Below are 14,511 nucleotides of genomic sequence, written 5' to 3'. Positions count from 1 at the left end.
GAGGTGGCGATGACGATCTACAATCTGGGCTCGATCAACGCCGATCATCTCTATCGGCTCGATCACCTGCCGCGGCCGGGGGAAACTCTGGCCGCGCTCTCTTATGCGCGGGGGCTTGGCGGCAAGGGCGCGAATCAGTCTGTCGCGGCGGCGCGGGCGGGCGGCGCGGTGCGCCATATCGGGGCGCTGGGCGCCGATGGGGCCTGGATGCGCGCGCGGCTTGTTGCGGCGGGGGTCGAGTGTTCGGCGGTGGCCGAGGTTGCGGGCGCCTCGGGCCATGCGATCATCACGGTCGATGCGGCGGGCGAGAATGCGATCGTGCTGCACCCGGGTGCGAACCGTGTGATCACAGGGGAAACGGTGCGCGCGGCGCTTGCGGGCGCGGGGCCGGGCGATTGGCTGATCGTGCAAAACGAGACCTCGGCGCAGATAGAGGCGGGGCAAATCGCGCTGGAACAGGGTCTGAAACTGATCTATTCCGCCGCGCCGTTCGAGGCCGGGGCGGCGCGGGCGATGTTGCCCTTCACCTGGCTCCTGATCCTCAACGAGATCGAGGCCGAGCAGCTTTGCGCGGCGCTGGGCGTGGGGCTGGGCGACTTGCCGGTGCCGCATGTGCTCGTCACGCTCGGGGCGCGCGGCGCGGTCTGGCATGACCTTGGCGCGGGCGCCGAGGTGCGGGTGCCGGCCTTTGCGGTTGCGGCGCGCGATACCACCGGCGCGGGCGATACCTTTGCGGGCTATCTCGTCGCGGGGCTGGCCGAAGGCCGGGCGCCGGCGGCGGCGATGCGGCTTGCGGCGGCGGCCGCGGCGGTGAAAGTGACACGGGCGGGCACCGCCGATGCGATCCCCGCCCGCGAAGAGGTCGAAGCCTTTCTCGCCGCTCAGCCGAGCGCGTAACCCGTGCCGCGCACGGTGCGCACCGGATCGTCGCCGCCGTTGACCATCAGCGCCTTGCGCAGCCGGCCGACATGGACGTCGATCGTGCGGGTATCGACATAGATGTCGCGCCCCCAGACCCGGTCGAGCAATTGGTCGCGCGTCCAGACCCGGCCGGGTTTCTCCATCAGCGTCGAGAGGAGCCGGAACTCCGTCGGGCCGAGTTTCAGCGGCTGGCCGTCGCGGAACACCCGGTGCTCGCCCGCGTCGAGGATGATATCCTCATATTGCAGCCGCTCGCCCATGGTCGCGGGGCGGGTGCGGCGCAGCTGGGTGCGCAGCCGCGCCATCAGCTCGACAACCGAATAGGGTTTGACGACGTAATCATCCGCGCCGGTCTCGAGGCCGCGCACGCGGTCGGCCTCCTCGGAGCGCGCCGAGAGCATGATGATCGGGATCGAGCGGGTCTCGGGGCTGGCCTTCACCCGCCGGCAGATCTCGATCCCCGAGACATTGGGCAGCATCCAGTCGAGCACGATCAGATCGGGCTTTTCCTCGCGCACCATGAGAAGCGCCTCATCGCCGTTCACCGCCATGACGACGCGGAACCCCTCCGCCTCGAGGTTGTATTGCAGGACTTCGCGCTGGGCCGATTCGTCCTCGACCACCAGCACGCAGGGCTGTTGGGCGGGGCTCATCGCTTAGCGCTCCGCCGCGTCAAAGGGGGTGACGCTTTCGCTTTTCGGGCGGCTTTCCTCGGGCATCTCGCCGGTGACGAGATAGATTACCTGTTCGGCGATCGAGGTGGCGTGGTCGCCCATCCGCTCGATGTTCTTGGCGATGAAATGCAGGTGCATGCAGGCGGTGATGTTGCGCGGATCCTCGAGCATGTAGGTCAGGAATTCGCGGAACAGCGCGTTATACATCTGGTCGATCTCGACATCGCGGGCGCGCACATCGGCGGCGAGCACGGCGTCGCGCTGGATGTAGCTGTCGATCGCGTCCTTGAGCATGGTCTCGCTGGCCTGGGCCATGCGGCGGATCGCCCCGGAGGAGCCGTTGATCGCCGGCATCGACATCAAGAGTTGCGCGCGTTTGGCGATGTTCTTGGCGTAATCGCCGACGCGCTCGAGGCTGCCCGCGATCTTGATCACGGTGAGCGCCACGCGCAGGTCGCTCGCGGCGGGCGAGCGCAGCGCGATCAGCCGCGCGGCCTCTTCGTTGATCTTCTCCTCGAGCCCGTCGACCGCCTTGTCGCGCTTGCGCACGGCTTCGGCGAGCTCTTCGTCACGGGTTTCGAGCGCGGCGGCGCTGTCGAGGATCTGGGCCTCGACCATGCCGCCCATTTTCACCACGAGCGCCTGAACGGCCTCGAGATCACGGTCGAATGCGGAAAGGATATGCTGGCTCATCTGGGTCTCCGTCAGCCGATCCGGCCGGTGATATAGCTCTCGGTGCGCGGATCGTGCGGGTTCGTGAAGATCTGCGTGGTGTCGCCGAATTCGACGAGATTGCCGAGGTGGAAGAAGGCGGTGCGCTGGCTGACGCGGGCGGCCTGTTGCATCGAGTGCGTCACGATCACCACCGAGAAATTCTCGCGCAGCTCGTCGATCAGCTCCTCGACCTGCGCCGTCGCGATCGGGTCGAGCGCCGAGCAGGGTTCGTCCATCAGGAGCACCTCGGGCGAGGTGGCCACCGCGCGGGCGATGCACAGACGCTGTTGCTGGCCGCCGGAAAGGCCGGTGCCGGGCTCCTGAATGCGGTCCTTGACCTCGTTCCAGAGCGCGGCCTTGCGCAGCGAGCTTTCCACGATCTCGTCGAGCTCGGCTTTCGAGCGGGTCAGGCCGTGGATGCGCGGGCCATAGGCCACGTTGTCATAGATCGATTTCGGGAAGGGGTTTGGCTTTTGGAAGACCATCCCCACCTTGGCGCGCAGCTGCACCGGGTCGACCTTGCGGTCATAGATATTCTCGCCATCGAGCAGGATTTCCCCCTCGACGCGGCAGATGTCGATCGTGTCGTTCATCCGGTTGAGCGTGCGCAGGAAGGTCGATTTCCCGCAGCCCGACGGGCCGATGAAGGCGGTGACGGTCTTGTCGAGGATCTCGATGTTGACATCCTTGATCGCGTGGGAGGCGCCGTAATAGACCTGCACATCCTTGGCGGAGATCTTGATTTCACTGGCCTGCACGGCGTTCTCCATTCGAGTCATTACGTTCATGATCGGCTCTCCTTACCAGCGCCGTTCGAATTTGCGCCGCAGCACAACCGCGAGCGAGTTCATTACGAGAAGGAAGATCATCAGCACGATGATGGCCCCCGAGGCGCGTTCGGTAAAGGCGGGGTCCGCGCGCTGGGTCCAGCTGTAGATCTGCACCGGGATCGCCGAGGCCGGGTCGAAGAAGCCCTCGGGCGGCGCGGCGGGGTAATCGCGCACGAAGGCGACCATGCCGATCAGCAGCAGCGGCGCGGTTTCGCCGAGCGCCTGCGCGAGGCCGATGATCGCGCCGGTCAGGATCCCCGGGGTCGCGAGCGGCAGGACGTGGTGGAACACGGTCTGCATCTTCGAGGCGCCGACGCCGAGTGCTGCGTCCTTGATCGAGGGCGGCACCGATTTGAGCGCGGCGCGCGCCGGGATGATGATCCGCGGCAGGGTCATCAGCGTGAGCACCAGCCCGCCCACCACCGGCGAGCTCTGCGGCATCCCGGCGAAGTTGATGAAGGCGGCGAGGCCGAGGATCCCGAAGACGATCGAGGGCACCGCGGCGAGGTTCGAGATATTCACCTCGATCAGGTCGGTGATCCAGTTTTTCGGCGCGAATTCCTCGAGATAGATCGAGGCCGCGACCCCGATCGGCAGCGAGAGGACCAGCACGATCAGCATCATATAGGCCGAGCCGAGCACCGCCACGCCCAGGCCCGCGGCCTCGGGGCGCAGCTCGGAGGCGTCGGGCGCGGTGATGAAGCCGAGGTTGAAGCCCATCGACATCAGCCCCGCATCGCGCATCGCCTGCGCGAGGGTGAGCTGTTCGGGCGAGATATTGCTGTCGAGGGCGGCGCTTTCCATCGTGACGCGGCCCTTGAAGAAGCCATCCACCCGGCCGTTCGCGAGCACGTTGAAGGTGATCGTCTGGCCGATCAGATCGGGGTGGGCGAGCACCTTGTTGCGCAGCTGCGCGGGGGCCTCTTTCGAGATCAGCCCGGCGATGTCCTTGGGTTTCATCCCCGCGGGCGCGAGGCCCTTCTCGGTGACTTCCTGGATCAGCGCGGTCTCGAGGAGCTTGGCGTAGCCCACCGTCGTGACCTTGGCGAGATCGGCCGGGTCGCGCGCGCCCTTCTTGTCGAGCACCTTCTCGTCGAGTGTGACGGTGAGGTCCATCGTGGTCTGGCGGAACGCGCTGAGCCCCGAGCCGAGGATCGAGCCGAGAAGCAGCAGGAGCGCGAGCACCCCGAAGGCCACCGTCGCCATGCCATAGAAGCGGAAGCGCTTCTCGGCGGCGTTGCGGCGTTTGGTGCGGGCGTCGGTGCGGTAAAGCGAGGAGCCGGTGTTGGTCGCTTCGAGCGTCATTCGTATTGCTCCCGATATTTGCGCACGATGTAGAGCGCGAGAACGTTGAGGCACAGCGTGAAGACAAAGAGCGTCAGCCCGAGCGCGAAGGCGACGAGCGTCTCCGGCGAGGCGAATTCGGTATCGCCGGTGAGCTGGCTGACGATCTTCACGGTGACGGTGGTCATCGCCTCGAAGGGGTTGAGCGACATCTTCGCCGCCGCCCCCGCGCCGAGCACCACGATCATCGTCTCGCCGATGGCGCGCGAGGCCGCGAGCAGGATCGCGCCGACGATGCCGGGCAGCGCGGCGGGCAAGATCACCTGTTTCACGGTTTCCGATTGCGTCGCGCCAAGCCCGTAGGAGCCGTCGCGCAGCGATTGCGGCACCGCGTTGATGATGTCATCGGAGAGCGAGGAGACGAAGGGGATCAGCATGATGCCCATGACGAGGCCCGCGGTCAGAACCGAGCTCGAGGAGGAGCCAAGCCCCAGCGGCGCGGCGAAATAATCGCGCAGGAGCGGCCCCACCGTGATCAGCGCGAAGAGGCCGTAGACGATCGTCGGGATCCCGGCGAGGAGTTCGAGCATGGGCTTCGCGGTGGCGCGGATCTTCTTGGGCGCATATTCGGCGAGATAGATCGCCGAGAAGATCCCCACCGGCACCGCGACGAAGAGCGCGATGAAGGAGACATAGAGCGTGCCCCAGATCAGCGGCAGGATGCCGAGATCGGAGCCGCCGCCGAATTTCGGGTTCCAGGTCGCGGAGAAGAAGAACTTGTCGAGCGGGTAGAGGCGGAAGAAATGCACCGTCTCGAAGACGAGCGAGAGCACGATGCCCACCGTCGTCAGGATCGCGACGAGCGAGGCGCCGATCAGGAGCCAGCGCACGAAGGTTTCCGAGACGTTGCGGGCGCGGAACTCGGCGGTGATCCGGGTCAGCGCGAAGGCCATGCCGGCCAGCGCCAGTGCCAGCGTCAGCACGCTCATCGCGGTGGCGCCGGCGGCGGTCATGTCGCGGTAGGTCTTGGCGGCCTCGAACACGCCGGGGCGGATCGTGTCGCCCACCGCAACGCCCACCGTGGCGAGGCGGCCGCGGATATCGCTCAGATCGGCGCGCATGTTGGTCAGGGCGTCCTCGCTCAGCGCGCCTTGCGCGGCGATCAGGTCAAGCCCGCCCGCGATGCGGCGCACGTCGCTCATCACCAGCGACAGGCTCGAGCCCTCGGGGATATCGGCGGAGGTGAGATGCGCGCTCACCCGGCTCTCGATGAGCGCGGGCTGCACGAGGATCCACAGGCCGAGCACGACAAGCGCGGGCACGGCGGTGAACAGGAAAACGGATTGCCCGTAATAGCCGGGCAGGGAGTGGAGCCGCCGCGCGTCTCCCCCTGCTTTCTTCAGCGCGAGGCGGCGGCCGATCACATAGCCGATGCCTGCGAGCGCGATCACGATCAGGGTCAGGATACCGAGGCTCATCATATCTCTCCCGGAGGGAAAAGGTGGCGCCCGAAGGCGCCACCCGGAAGTCTTAGTTCAGCGGGCCCATCGGGGTCTCGGCCGCGACCATCTCCTGGGTCTTGGCGAGCTCCGGGTCCGACACGAGGCCGTAGGCGGCCAGCGGGCCTTCCGGGCCGGCCATATCGTCCGACACGAAGAACTCGATGTATTCCTTCAGGCCGGGGATGACGCCGATATGCGCTTTCTTGACGTAGAAGTAGAGCGGACGCGAGACCGGATAGTCGCCCGAGGCGATGGTCTCGGTCGAGGGCACGATGCCGTCCATGGTCGCGACTTTCAGCTTGTCGGTGTTGTTCTGGTAGAACGACAGGCCGAACACGCCGATCGCGTTCTTGTTGGCGTCGATGCGCGACAGGGTCTCGGTGTAGTCGCCGTCGATGTCGACCGAAACGCCGTCGGTGCGCAGGTCGAGGCACTTCTTGGCGCCTTCTTTCTCGTCGCCGCCCGCGGCTTCGACGAATTTCGCCAGCGCGCCGGTGGCTTCACAGCCGGCTTCGAGCACCTTGGTGTCGAACACTTCACGGGTGCCGTGCTTGGTGCCCGGGATGAAGGCGAGGATGTCTTGCGCCGGGAGCGCGGCGTTCACATCGGCCCAGGTCTTCGCGGTGTTGGCGACGAGCGCGCCGTCCTTGACGACATTGGCGGCGATCGCGTTGTACCAATCCGAGGGGGTGAAGGCGAAATCGGCGCCGCCGATATCCGAGGCGAAGACGATCCCGTCATAGCCGAAGCGGACTTCCATGATCTCGTTCACGCCGTTCTGGGCGCAGAGGTCGATGTCCGATTGCTTGATGCGCGAGGACGAGTTCGCGATGTCGATGGTGTTTTCGCCAACGCCTTCGCAGAGCTTCTTGCGGCCAGCGCCCGAACCACCCGATTCGACCACCGGGGTCGGGAAATCGAAGTTCTCGCCAAAGGCTTCGGCGACGATCGTGGCATAGGGCAGCACGGTCGAGGAGCCGGCCGACTGGACTTGGTCACGGGCGAGGGCACCCGAAGCCGAGGCGGCGACGATCGCCAGGGCCGAGACGGTGTATTTCACGGTTTTCATGGATCACTCCTGAACTGTCTTGCACAGGCCGGGCTGGCCTTGGGGCCCCTCGTAGGTGCCGACGGTGACGCTTATGCAAATGTTGTGTGACAGTCGTGTGACAATGCCGTCACGGCGCCTCGGCGCGCGCGATTGCCGCGGCGATCAGCTCCGCGGTGCCCGGATGCGCCCCGATCGGATCAAGGAGAACGCCGTCGAACCCGGCCTCGGCGAGCGCCTGCGGGATATCCTCGGCGACATGGCCCGCGCGCAGCGCAAAGAACGGCAGGCAAACCCCGCCGGGCGATTCGCGCGCGATATCGACAAGGAACGGCGGCTCCTCGATCAGCGCGACCCGCACTCGCCAGAACGGCAACCGCCGGCGTAGGGTCTCGGCCATCGCATAGGTCGTATCCTTCGATTTCCGCGCGACCTTGGAGCCATGGCCGACCAGGATCAGATCGCTCGAATTCGGCTCTATTCCGGCGGTTTTCGCCCCCGCGAGACAATCGCGCGCGATCAGATCGGGCAGGCCGGGCTCCAGCCCGAGCGGCCGCAGGTAGCGCACCTCGACGCCCAGCTCGGCGATCCGCCGCGGCATCTCGCGCCGGGTGAACCAGCCTTCGGCCATGAAGAACGGGTAGATCAGCGGGCGCTCGAGCCCGTCGAGCGCGCGGGCCAGGGCGCCCGGGCTTGCGAGCGTCGCGCCGCGGATCTCATCGCCGGGGCAAAGCGCGCCGAGCCGCGCCACCAGCGCCTGCAGCGCGGCTTCCTGCGGTTCGGGCTCGGAGGGCGAGCCATGGGCAACGAGAACGACCTGTTTCATGGCTCGGAGCTTAGCGCCTTTGTCATGCGCGGCAATGGCGGCGCGGAAGGTTTACAAAATCTAAACCTTAACCAATTGAAAATACGTCATATTGTCGGGATTCAGGGCTTGAGACGAATCGAGAACTCGCCTAAAACCAACTTACCGGCCAGGAAGGCCAGGACCCAATAGACAGTTTCACGTGTGGTGCGTAGGGGAGCACGTGGGGTGAAGGAGGGTCCTGGTAGGGGTGCCGGGGCCCTCCTCGTTTTTCGGGGCGGCTGCGCTCAGGGGTCGATCCCGCCGAGCGCGCAGATGATCTTCCATTCCTCGTCCGTCACCGGCTGCACCGAAAGCCGCATCGAGGTCACCAGCGCCATCTTGTCGAGCCGGCTATCCGCCTTGACCTCCGCGAGCGTCACCGGCCGCACCAGCGGCTTCACCGCCTTGATATCCACGCAATCCCAGCGCGGGTCGTCGGTGGTCGAATCGGGGTGGCTCTCGGCACAGACCTCGACCACGCCGACGATCTCCTTGCCGATGTTCGAATGGTAGAAGAACCCGCGATCGCCGATTTTCATCGCGCGCATGTTGTTGCGCGCGAGATAGTTGCGCACGCCGTCCCATTGCTCGCCCGCCTCACCGCGCGCGACCTGCTGGTCCCAGGACCATTTGTTCGGCTCGGATTTGAAGAGCCAATACGCCATCAGCCGATCACCTTCTTCCATTCGGTGACCGAAACGCTCTCGAAGAGCCCCGCCTTGGCATAGGGGTCAGCCGCGGCCCAGGCCTGTGCGGCGGCGAGGTCTTCGGTCTCGACGATCACCAGCGAGCCGCACATCTGCCCCTCTTCGAGGAACGGCCCGGCCATTTTCACCACGCCCGTCGCCTCGATATAGGCGAGGTGGTCGGCGCGGGTGTCGAGCCGGGTTTGCAACGCGCCGGCCTTGTCGCGGCAGATGATGGCGAAAAGCATGTCATTCCTCCTTGAGCGGGCGCGAAAGCAGCGCCTGAATTGCATCTGAAACGGTGATCTTGTGCTCGGTCAGCGCGGCGATCATCGCCGCGACCGGCATCTCGATATGGGCGTTTTGCGCCAGAATAGAGACTGCTTTGGCGGTGGCGACGCCTTCGACCGTGGTGCTTGTGTCAAAGGCCTGCCCGGCGCCGAGCGCGATCCCGTAGCGGAAGTTGCGCGATTGCGTCGAGGTGCAGGTCAGCACGAGATCGCCAAAGCCCGAAAGCCCGGCGAGGGTCTCGGCGCGCGCGCCCATCGCGATGGCGATCCGGCTGATCTCGGCAAAGCCCCGGGTCATCAGCGCCGCGCGCGCCGAATCGCCAAGCCCCGCGCCGATCACCACCCCCGCGGCGATCGCGATGACGTTCTTCAGCGCGCCGCCGAGCTCGGCGCCGGTGGTGTCGGTCGTGCGGTAAAGCCGCAGCGTGGGGGTCGAAAGCGCGTGCTGGAGGTCTTCGCAGGGGCTCGCGCAGGCCAGAGTCAAAGCGGTGGGCAAGCCGCGCGCAATATCGGCGGCAAAGCTCGGCCCGGTCAGGATCGCGGCGCGCGCGCCGGGGGCTGCGGCCTCGATCAGCGCGGTCGGCCCGCGGCCGGTGGCAAGGTCGATCCCCTTCGAGCAGGCGACGAGCGTCTTGCCCCCAAGCCGCGCGGCGTTTGCGGTGAGAAAGGGCGACATCTGCTGCATCGGCATCGCCAGAAGCAGCGTCTCGGCCTGCGTTGCGGCCTCGATTTCCGCCGTAACAGAGACGTTTTCGGGCAGAGTCACCCCGGCGAGGCGCTTGGCGTTTTCACGCGACGCGCCCATCTGCGACATGCGCCCCGTCGCGCGCCCAGAGCATCACGGGCCCGTTCTGCGCGAGGCTGACGGCCAGCGCGGTGCCAAAAGCGCCCGCGCCGAGGACGGTCACGCTCATGCTTTCGCCCCCTTCTTGCCGGAGCCAACGAGCGCCGGCGCGCTGCGGTCGAGCGGCCAGCGCGGCCGGGCGAGCAGATCCATCCCGTCGCGCGCCCCCATGCGGAACCGCTCGATCCCGGCGAAGGCGATCATCGCGGCGTTATCGGTGCACAGCCGCAGCGGCGGCGCGGTGAATCGCACGCCGAGCTTGGCGCAAACCGTCTCTAACTCGGCCCGAAGCGCCTTGTTTGCCGCGACGCCCCCCGCCACGGCAAAGACCGGCTCACCGGGCGCCTGCGCGAGATAAATCGCCAGCGCGCGGCGGGATTTCTCCGCCAGAACATCGCGCACCGCGGCCTGAAAGCTCGCGCAGAGATCGGCGCGCACCTGCCGCGGCAGGCCGCCATGCTCCGCCACCGCCGCATCCCGCGCCCGCAGGAGCGCGGTCTTCAGCCCGGAAAACGACATGTCACACCCCGGCCGATCAAGCAGCGGGCGCGGAAGCGCAAAGGCGCGCGCGTTGCCGGTGGCGGCCTCCGCCTCGACCGCGGGGCCGCCGGGCTGCGGCAGGCCAAGAAGTTTCGCCGTTTTATCAAAGGCTTCGCCAGGCGCATCGTCGATCGTGCCGCCAAGGCGGGTGAATTCTTCCGGCCCGTGGGCGATCAGAAACTGACAATGCCCGCCGGAGACCAGCAGCATCAGATACGGAAAGGCGATGCCGTCGGTCAGCCGCGGCGTCAGCGCATGGCCCGCGAGATGGTTGACCCCCACAAGCGGCAGCCCGGCGCCCGCGGCAATACCCTTGGCGCACATCACGCCCGACATCACCCCGCCGATCAGCCCCGGCCCCGCCGTCACCGCCACGCCGTCCAGATCGCCGAGCCTCACCCCCGCGCCCGCCAGCGCCTCCTCGACACAGAGGTCGAGCTTCTCGGCATGGGCGCGCGCGGCGATTTCGGGCACGACGCCGCCAAAGGCCGCGTGCAGCTCGGTCTGCCCGGCGACCACCGAGGCCAGGATCTCCGTGCCCTCCGGCCCGCTGCGCACCACCGCCGCCGCGGTATCGTCGCAGCTCGACTCCAGCCCGAGAAATGTCAGCACCTGTGTCATATCGCTCCGGTTGCGGTGGCCTTTCATCGCAGGTAACACCGGGGCAGGCATCGCACAATCCCGGGGCTGCCCGTGACCGCGCAAAGTGACACCCGTCCGACGATCCTGCTGACCCGCCCGGAGGCGGCCTCGCGGCGCTGTGCCGCCGAGATCGCCGCGCGCTTCGGCGAAGATCTGCCGGTTCTGATCGCTCCCTTGATGGAAATCGTCGCGCTCCCCGCGGAGATCCCGCCGGCGCGAGAGGTGATTTTCACCTCGCAAAACGCGGTGGCGCCGTTTGTCGCGCGTTCGCCGGCGGCGGGGCGGCGGGCCTATTGTGTGGGGGGCAAAACCGCCGCGGCGGCGCGGCGCGCGGGGTTCGAGACGCTCGAGGGGCAGGGCGATGCGCGCGGGCTCTTGCCGCTGATCAGGGCGCAGCATCGCGGCGGCGGGCTTGTCCATGCGCGCGGTGAGGAGGTGGCGGTTCCGCTCGCAGATCTGCTCAATTCCGCTGAAATAGAGACGAAAGAGGTGGTGGTTTACCGACAGCAGGCCTGTGCGCTCGAGCCCGCGATCCGGGCGCAGCTCGCGCGGGCGGGGCTGGTGGTCGCGCCGCTCTTCTCGCCGCGCTCGGCCGATCGGCTGGTGCAGGAGCTTGGCGATTGGCGCGGGCGGATCTGGGTCGCGGCGATCAGCGCGACGGTGGCCGAGCGGGCCGGGCCGCTGCGCCCGGAGCGGCTTGAGGTCGCGGAGCGGCCCGATCTGCGCGGCGTTCTCGAGGCGCTGACGCGGCTTATTGGCCCAGCCAAGGCGGGTTGAGCCCTCGGGCCGCGGCGCCTAGACTGACGCGAGACGAAATTCTGGATGGTCAAGGGGGGATGACATGGCTGAGTCGGATCGGGAGAAGCCGGAGGCTGAGGGCGTTCCGGTGATCGTCATCCCGGAGGTCAAGGCGGATACGGTCGAGGAGGCCCCCAAGGACATCGAGCCGCCGCTCGAGGCCGAGCCCGCGCCGGAGCCGGAGCGCGAGATCGGGCCTGAGGCGCCGAAGGCCGAGGCGCCGGCCCCGGTTGCGGCACCGTCGCGAGGCGGGTTCGTGCCGATGGCGCTGGGCGGGGTGGTTGCGGCGGCGCTGGGCGCGGGGGCGGTGATCTATGCGCTTCCGAAGCTGCCCGAGGGGCTCAAGGCGATGTTGCCGCTCACCGCGCCGGCGGCGGATCCGGCGCCATTTCAGGCCGAAATAGAGACGCAAAACGCCAAGATCGAGGCGCTGACCCAAGAGCTTGCCGCGCTGCGGGCGGCGGCTCCGGCGGCGCCGGATCTGTCGGGCGTTCAGGCGGCGCTCGATGAGGTTTCGGCCTCGGTGCGGGCGGTGCGCGAGGCGCAAGAGGCGCTCGCTGGGCGGGTCGCGGCGCTTGAGCAGATGCCGCTGGGCGAGGGCGGTGTGGCGCCGGCGGCGTTGCAGGCGCTGCAGGCGCAGCTTGATGCCTTGCGCGGCGAATTGGCGGGCGCGGCCCCGGCGGGCGAGGCGGCGCAGCAGGCGATCGCGGCCGCCGCCGCCGCGGCCGAGCAGCGGATTTCCGAGGCCGAGGCGCAGGCCGCGCAGATGCGCGCCGAGACCGAGGCCGCGGCGAAGAAGGTGATGGCGGAGGCGGCCGTTGCGCGGCTCAAGGCGGCCTTCGAATCGGGCGCTTCGCTCGCCGTGCCGCTCGCGGATCTGACGGCGGCCGGGGTCGCGGCGCCCGCCGAGCTCGGCGGTGAGATCGCCAGCGTCGGCGCGCTGCAAGCCGCCTTCCCCGAGGCGGCGCGGCAGGCGCTTGCGGTTGCGCGCAAGGAAACCGCGGGCGAGGGGCTCGACAAGATGAAGGCCTTCTTGATGGCGCAGCTCGGGGCGCGGTCGGTCGCGCCGCGGGCGGGCGAGGATGCCGATGCGGTGCTCTCGCGGGCGCAGGCGGCGGTCGAGGGGGGCGATTTTGCCGCCGCGCTGGCCGAGATCGAGACGCTGCCGCCGGCGGCGCAGGCCCCGCTCGCCGATTGGGCGGCCCAGGCGAAGGCGCGGCTCGCGGCGCAGGCGGCGCTGCAGGCGCTCGGCCAATAAGGAGACGGCGATGATCTGGTCTTTCATTAAAATTGCGCTGTTTCTCATCATCGTCGCGGGGCTGACGCTCGGCGCCACGCATCTGGCCGAAAGCGCCGAGGGGATCCGCATCACCGCGCTCGGGATGGAATTCACGCTCGGGCCGTTGCAGGCGGTGATCGTGGCGCTCCTGACCTTTATCGCGGTCTGGGTGGTGATCAAGATCGTGGGGTTCCTGGTCGCGTTCCTGCGCTTCCTGAGCGGCGATGAAACCGCGATCAGCCGCTATTTCGACCGCAACCGCGAGCGCAAGGGTTTCGAGGCGCTGGCCGAGGGGATGATGGCGGTCGCCTCGGGCGAGGGGCGGCTTGCCCTCTCCAAGGCGGCGCGGGCGGAGCGGTTTCTGCGCCGGCCGGAGCTGACCAACCTGCTGACCGCGCAGGCGGCCGAGATGGTCGGCGATACCCGCCGCGCGACCGAGGTTTACAAGCGTCTTCTGGCCGATAACCGCACCCGTTTTGTGGCGGTTCAGGGTCTGATGAAGCAAAAGCTCGCCGAGGGCGACACGGCGACGGCGCTGAAGCTCGCCGAGAAGGCCTATGCGCTCAAGCCCAAGCATGAGGGCGTGCAGGACACGCTGCTCGCGCTGCAAACCGCGAAGGGCGATTGGCACGGTGCGCGCAATGTTCTGAACACCAAGGTGCGGCAGGGGCTGTTGCCGAAGGATGTCCACAAGCGGCGCGATGCGGTTTTGGCACTGCAGGAGGCGAAGGGGGTCTTCGAGGAGGGTGCTTCGATCGAGGCCCGCGAGGCGGCGATCGCGGCGAACAAATCCTCGCCCGATCTGATCCCGGCGGCGGTGATGGCGGCGCGCGCCTATATCGACCGCGCCAACCCGAAGGCCGCCGCGCGGGTCGTGCTGAAGGCCTGGGCCGCGCAGCCGCACCCCGATCTCGCGGCGGTTTTTGCCGAGATCGCGCCCGAGGAAAGCCCCTCTGCGCGGCTCAAGCGGTTCGAGAAGCTGCTCGCCGCGCGGCCCGATCATGAGGAAACCAAGCTGCTCCTCGCCGAGCTCAACATCGCGGCGGAGGATTTCCCGGCGGCGCGGCGCGCGCTCGGCGATCTCGTCGAGAGCCATCCGACGGCGCGGGTGCTGACCATCATGGCGGCGGTCGAGCGGGGCGAGGGCGCCGATGACGCGGTGGTGCGCGGCTGGCTGACGCGGGCGCTCAGCGCGCCGCGCGGGCCGCAATGGTGCTGCGACAAATGTCAGAATATCCAGGCGGACTGGGCGCCGGTGTGTGACAATTGCGGCGGGTTCGACACGCTGAGCTGGCGCGAGCCGCAGCAGACGATCGCGCCTTTGCCGCATGGGGCGGAGATGCTGCCGCTGATCGTCGGGCGCCCAAGCGGGCCCGCGCCGGAGGAGGCCGAGGTGATTGATCTCGACGCCGAGGCGCCGCCCAAGACTTGAGGGCGAAATGAAAATTAGGGCTACACATCGGCTCCGGGGCATGCTATCCGCGCGCCACCGGGCCGGTGTAGCTCAGCTGGTAGAGCACGTCATTCGTAATGATGGGGTCGGGGGTTCGAGTCCCTTCACCGGCACCATTTACCCGAAACAAAGGGTAAATGAGTCAAAGATTTCCGTGAC

Annotated in this window: 14 protein-coding genes, 1 tRNA gene and 1 pseudogene; 5 read left to right on the top strand and 11 right to left on the bottom strand. The window is 67.8% G+C overall.

Annotated features, from left to right (window positions below; all coding sequences use genetic code 11):
• The first annotated feature begins 9 nt into the window (after positions 1 to 9).
• Positions 10 to 897 (top strand): ribokinase, encoded by an 888-nt coding sequence (locus LPB142_RS01035; RefSeq protein WP_071167072.1) that lies wholly within the window; start codon positions 10 to 12, stop codon positions 895 to 897.
• On the opposite strand, the gene phoB is transcribed toward LPB142_RS01035, so the two are convergent.
• The 11 genes and pseudogenes from phoB to tsaD form a co-directional block, all read right to left on the bottom strand.
• Positions 882 to 1,574, bottom strand: a complete 693-nt coding sequence (phoB, locus tag LPB142_RS01030; RefSeq protein ID WP_068766465.1) for a phosphate regulon transcriptional regulator PhoB — start codon at positions 1,572 to 1,574, stop codon at positions 882 to 884. The genes LPB142_RS01035 and phoB overlap by 16 nt on opposite strands.
• Positions 1,575 to 1,577: 3 nt before the next feature.
• Positions 1,578 to 2,288: a phosphate signaling complex protein PhoU gene (gene phoU, locus LPB142_RS01025; RefSeq protein WP_071165242.1), complete on the bottom strand. Its 711-nt coding sequence runs from the start codon at positions 2,286 to 2,288 to the stop codon at positions 1,578 to 1,580.
• An 11-nt stretch (positions 2,289 to 2,299) separates the two neighbouring features.
• On the bottom strand, positions 2,300 to 3,097 hold the full coding sequence (pstB, locus tag LPB142_RS01020; protein ID WP_068766467.1) for a phosphate ABC transporter ATP-binding protein PstB: 798 nt from the start codon (positions 3,095 to 3,097) through the stop codon (positions 2,300 to 2,302).
• 12 nt (positions 3,098 to 3,109) lie between these two features.
• Entirely contained in the window at positions 3,110 to 4,444 is a 1,335-nt protein-coding gene (gene pstA / locus LPB142_RS01015) for a phosphate ABC transporter permease PstA (protein WP_071165241.1), read from the bottom strand.
• Positions 4,441 to 5,901: a phosphate ABC transporter permease subunit PstC gene (gene pstC / locus LPB142_RS01010; protein ID WP_071167071.1), complete on the bottom strand. Its 1,461-nt coding sequence runs from the start codon at positions 5,899 to 5,901 to the stop codon at positions 4,441 to 4,443. The genes pstA and pstC overlap by 4 nt, the downstream gene beginning before the upstream one ends.
• A gap of 52 nt (positions 5,902 to 5,953) precedes the next feature.
• Positions 5,954 to 6,994 (bottom strand): substrate-binding domain-containing protein, encoded by a 1,041-nt coding sequence (locus LPB142_RS01005; protein WP_071165240.1) that lies wholly within the window; start codon positions 6,992 to 6,994, stop codon positions 5,954 to 5,956.
• 109 nt (positions 6,995 to 7,103) lie between these two features.
• Positions 7,104 to 7,799 carry a CbiX/SirB N-terminal domain-containing protein gene (locus tag LPB142_RS01000; RefSeq protein WP_071165239.1) on the bottom strand — a complete coding sequence of 232 codons (696 nt, stop codon included), beginning with the start codon at positions 7,797 to 7,799 and terminating at the stop codon, positions 7,104 to 7,106.
• A gap of 266 nt (positions 7,800 to 8,065) precedes the next feature.
• Positions 8,066 to 8,485 carry an EVE domain-containing protein gene (locus LPB142_RS00995; RefSeq protein WP_068766471.1) on the bottom strand — a complete coding sequence of 140 codons (420 nt, stop codon included), beginning with the start codon at positions 8,483 to 8,485 and terminating at the stop codon, positions 8,066 to 8,068.
• Positions 8,485 to 8,754 carry a YciI family protein gene (locus LPB142_RS00990; RefSeq protein WP_068766472.1) on the bottom strand — a complete coding sequence of 90 codons (270 nt, stop codon included), beginning with the start codon at positions 8,752 to 8,754 and terminating at the stop codon, positions 8,485 to 8,487. Before LPB142_RS00990 ends, LPB142_RS00995 begins: the two co-directional genes overlap by 1 nt.
• 1 nt (position 8,755) lies before the next feature.
• Positions 8,756 to 9,710: pseudogene (locus LPB142_RS00985) on the bottom strand (NAD(P)H-dependent glycerol-3-phosphate dehydrogenase).
• Entirely contained in the window at positions 9,707 to 10,801 is a 1,095-nt protein-coding gene (tsaD, locus tag LPB142_RS00980) for a tRNA (adenosine(37)-N6)-threonylcarbamoyltransferase complex transferase subunit TsaD (RefSeq protein WP_071167070.1), read from the bottom strand. The pseudogene LPB142_RS00985 and the gene tsaD overlap by 4 nt, the downstream one beginning before the upstream one ends.
• A gap of 72 nt (positions 10,802 to 10,873) precedes the next feature.
• On the opposite strand from tsaD, the gene LPB142_RS00975 reads away from it, so the two are divergent.
• The 4 genes from LPB142_RS00975 (at position 10,874) to LPB142_RS00960 (ending at position 14,468) form a co-directional block, all read left to right on the top strand.
• Positions 10,874 to 11,599, top strand: coding sequence for a uroporphyrinogen-III synthase (locus LPB142_RS00975; RefSeq protein WP_082872942.1), 726 nt, complete (start codon positions 10,874 to 10,876; stop codon positions 11,597 to 11,599).
• Between the two features lie 64 nt (positions 11,600 to 11,663).
• Entirely contained in the window at positions 11,664 to 12,878 is a 1,215-nt protein-coding gene (locus LPB142_RS00970) for a COG4223 family protein (protein ID WP_071165238.1), read from the top strand.
• Positions 12,879 to 12,888: 10 nt separating this feature from the next.
• Entirely contained in the window at positions 12,889 to 14,331 is a 1,443-nt protein-coding gene (locus LPB142_RS00965) for a heme biosynthesis protein HemY (RefSeq protein WP_071165237.1), read from the top strand.
• Between the two features lie 61 nt (positions 14,332 to 14,392).
• Positions 14,393 to 14,468: transfer RNA gene (locus tag LPB142_RS00960), tRNA-Thr, on the top strand.
• The last annotated feature ends 43 nt before the right edge of the window (positions 14,469 to 14,511 follow it).

Source organism: Rhodobacter xanthinilyticus (genome assembly GCF_001856665.1).
Classification (GTDB): Bacteria; Pseudomonadota; Alphaproteobacteria; order Rhodobacterales; family Rhodobacteraceae; genus Rhodobacter; species Rhodobacter xanthinilyticus.
Note: the sequence above shows the minus strand (reverse complement) of the source record. Positions and strands in the feature narration are given on the sequence as shown.

Excerpts from the sequence above, each read along its gene's own strand:
- LPB142_RS00990 (WP_068766472.1), bottom strand. The coding sequence starts at position 8,754 with ATGCTTTTCGCCATCATCTGCCGCGACAAGGCCGGCGCGTTGCAAACC.
- LPB142_RS00995 (WP_068766471.1), bottom strand. The coding sequence starts at position 8,485 with ATGGCGTATTGGCTCTTCAAATCCGAGCCGAACAAATGGTCCTGGGAC.
- pstB (WP_068766467.1), bottom strand. The coding sequence starts at position 3,097 with ATGAACGTAATGACTCGAATGGAGAACGCCGTGCAGGCCAGTGAAATC.
- LPB142_RS00965 (WP_071165237.1), top strand. The coding sequence starts at position 12,889 with ATGATCTGGTCTTTCATTAAAATTGCGCTGTTTCTCATCATCGTCGCG.
- LPB142_RS01035 (WP_071167072.1), top strand. The coding sequence starts at position 10 with ATGACGATCTACAATCTGGGCTCGATCAACGCCGATCATCTCTATCGG.
- tsaD (WP_071167070.1), bottom strand. The coding sequence starts at position 10,801 with ATGACACAGGTGCTGACATTTCTCGGGCTGGAGTCGAGCTGCGACGAT.
- LPB142_RS01005 (WP_071165240.1), bottom strand. The coding sequence starts at position 6,994 with ATGAAAACCGTGAAATACACCGTCTCGGCCCTGGCGATCGTCGCCGCC.
- pstA (WP_071165241.1), bottom strand. The coding sequence starts at position 4,444 with ATGACGCTCGAAGCGACCAACACCGGCTCCTCGCTTTACCGCACCGAC.
- LPB142_RS00970 (WP_071165238.1), top strand. The coding sequence starts at position 11,664 with ATGGCTGAGTCGGATCGGGAGAAGCCGGAGGCTGAGGGCGTTCCGGTG.
- phoB (WP_068766465.1), bottom strand. The coding sequence starts at position 1,574 with ATGAGCCCCGCCCAACAGCCCTGCGTGCTGGTGGTCGAGGACGAATCG.
- LPB142_RS01000 (WP_071165239.1), bottom strand. The coding sequence starts at position 7,799 with ATGAAACAGGTCGTTCTCGTTGCCCATGGCTCGCCCTCCGAGCCCGAA.
- phoU (WP_071165242.1), bottom strand. The coding sequence starts at position 2,288 with ATGAGCCAGCATATCCTTTCCGCATTCGACCGTGATCTCGAGGCCGTT.
- pstC (WP_071167071.1), bottom strand. The coding sequence starts at position 5,901 with ATGAGCCTCGGTATCCTGACCCTGATCGTGATCGCGCTCGCAGGCATC.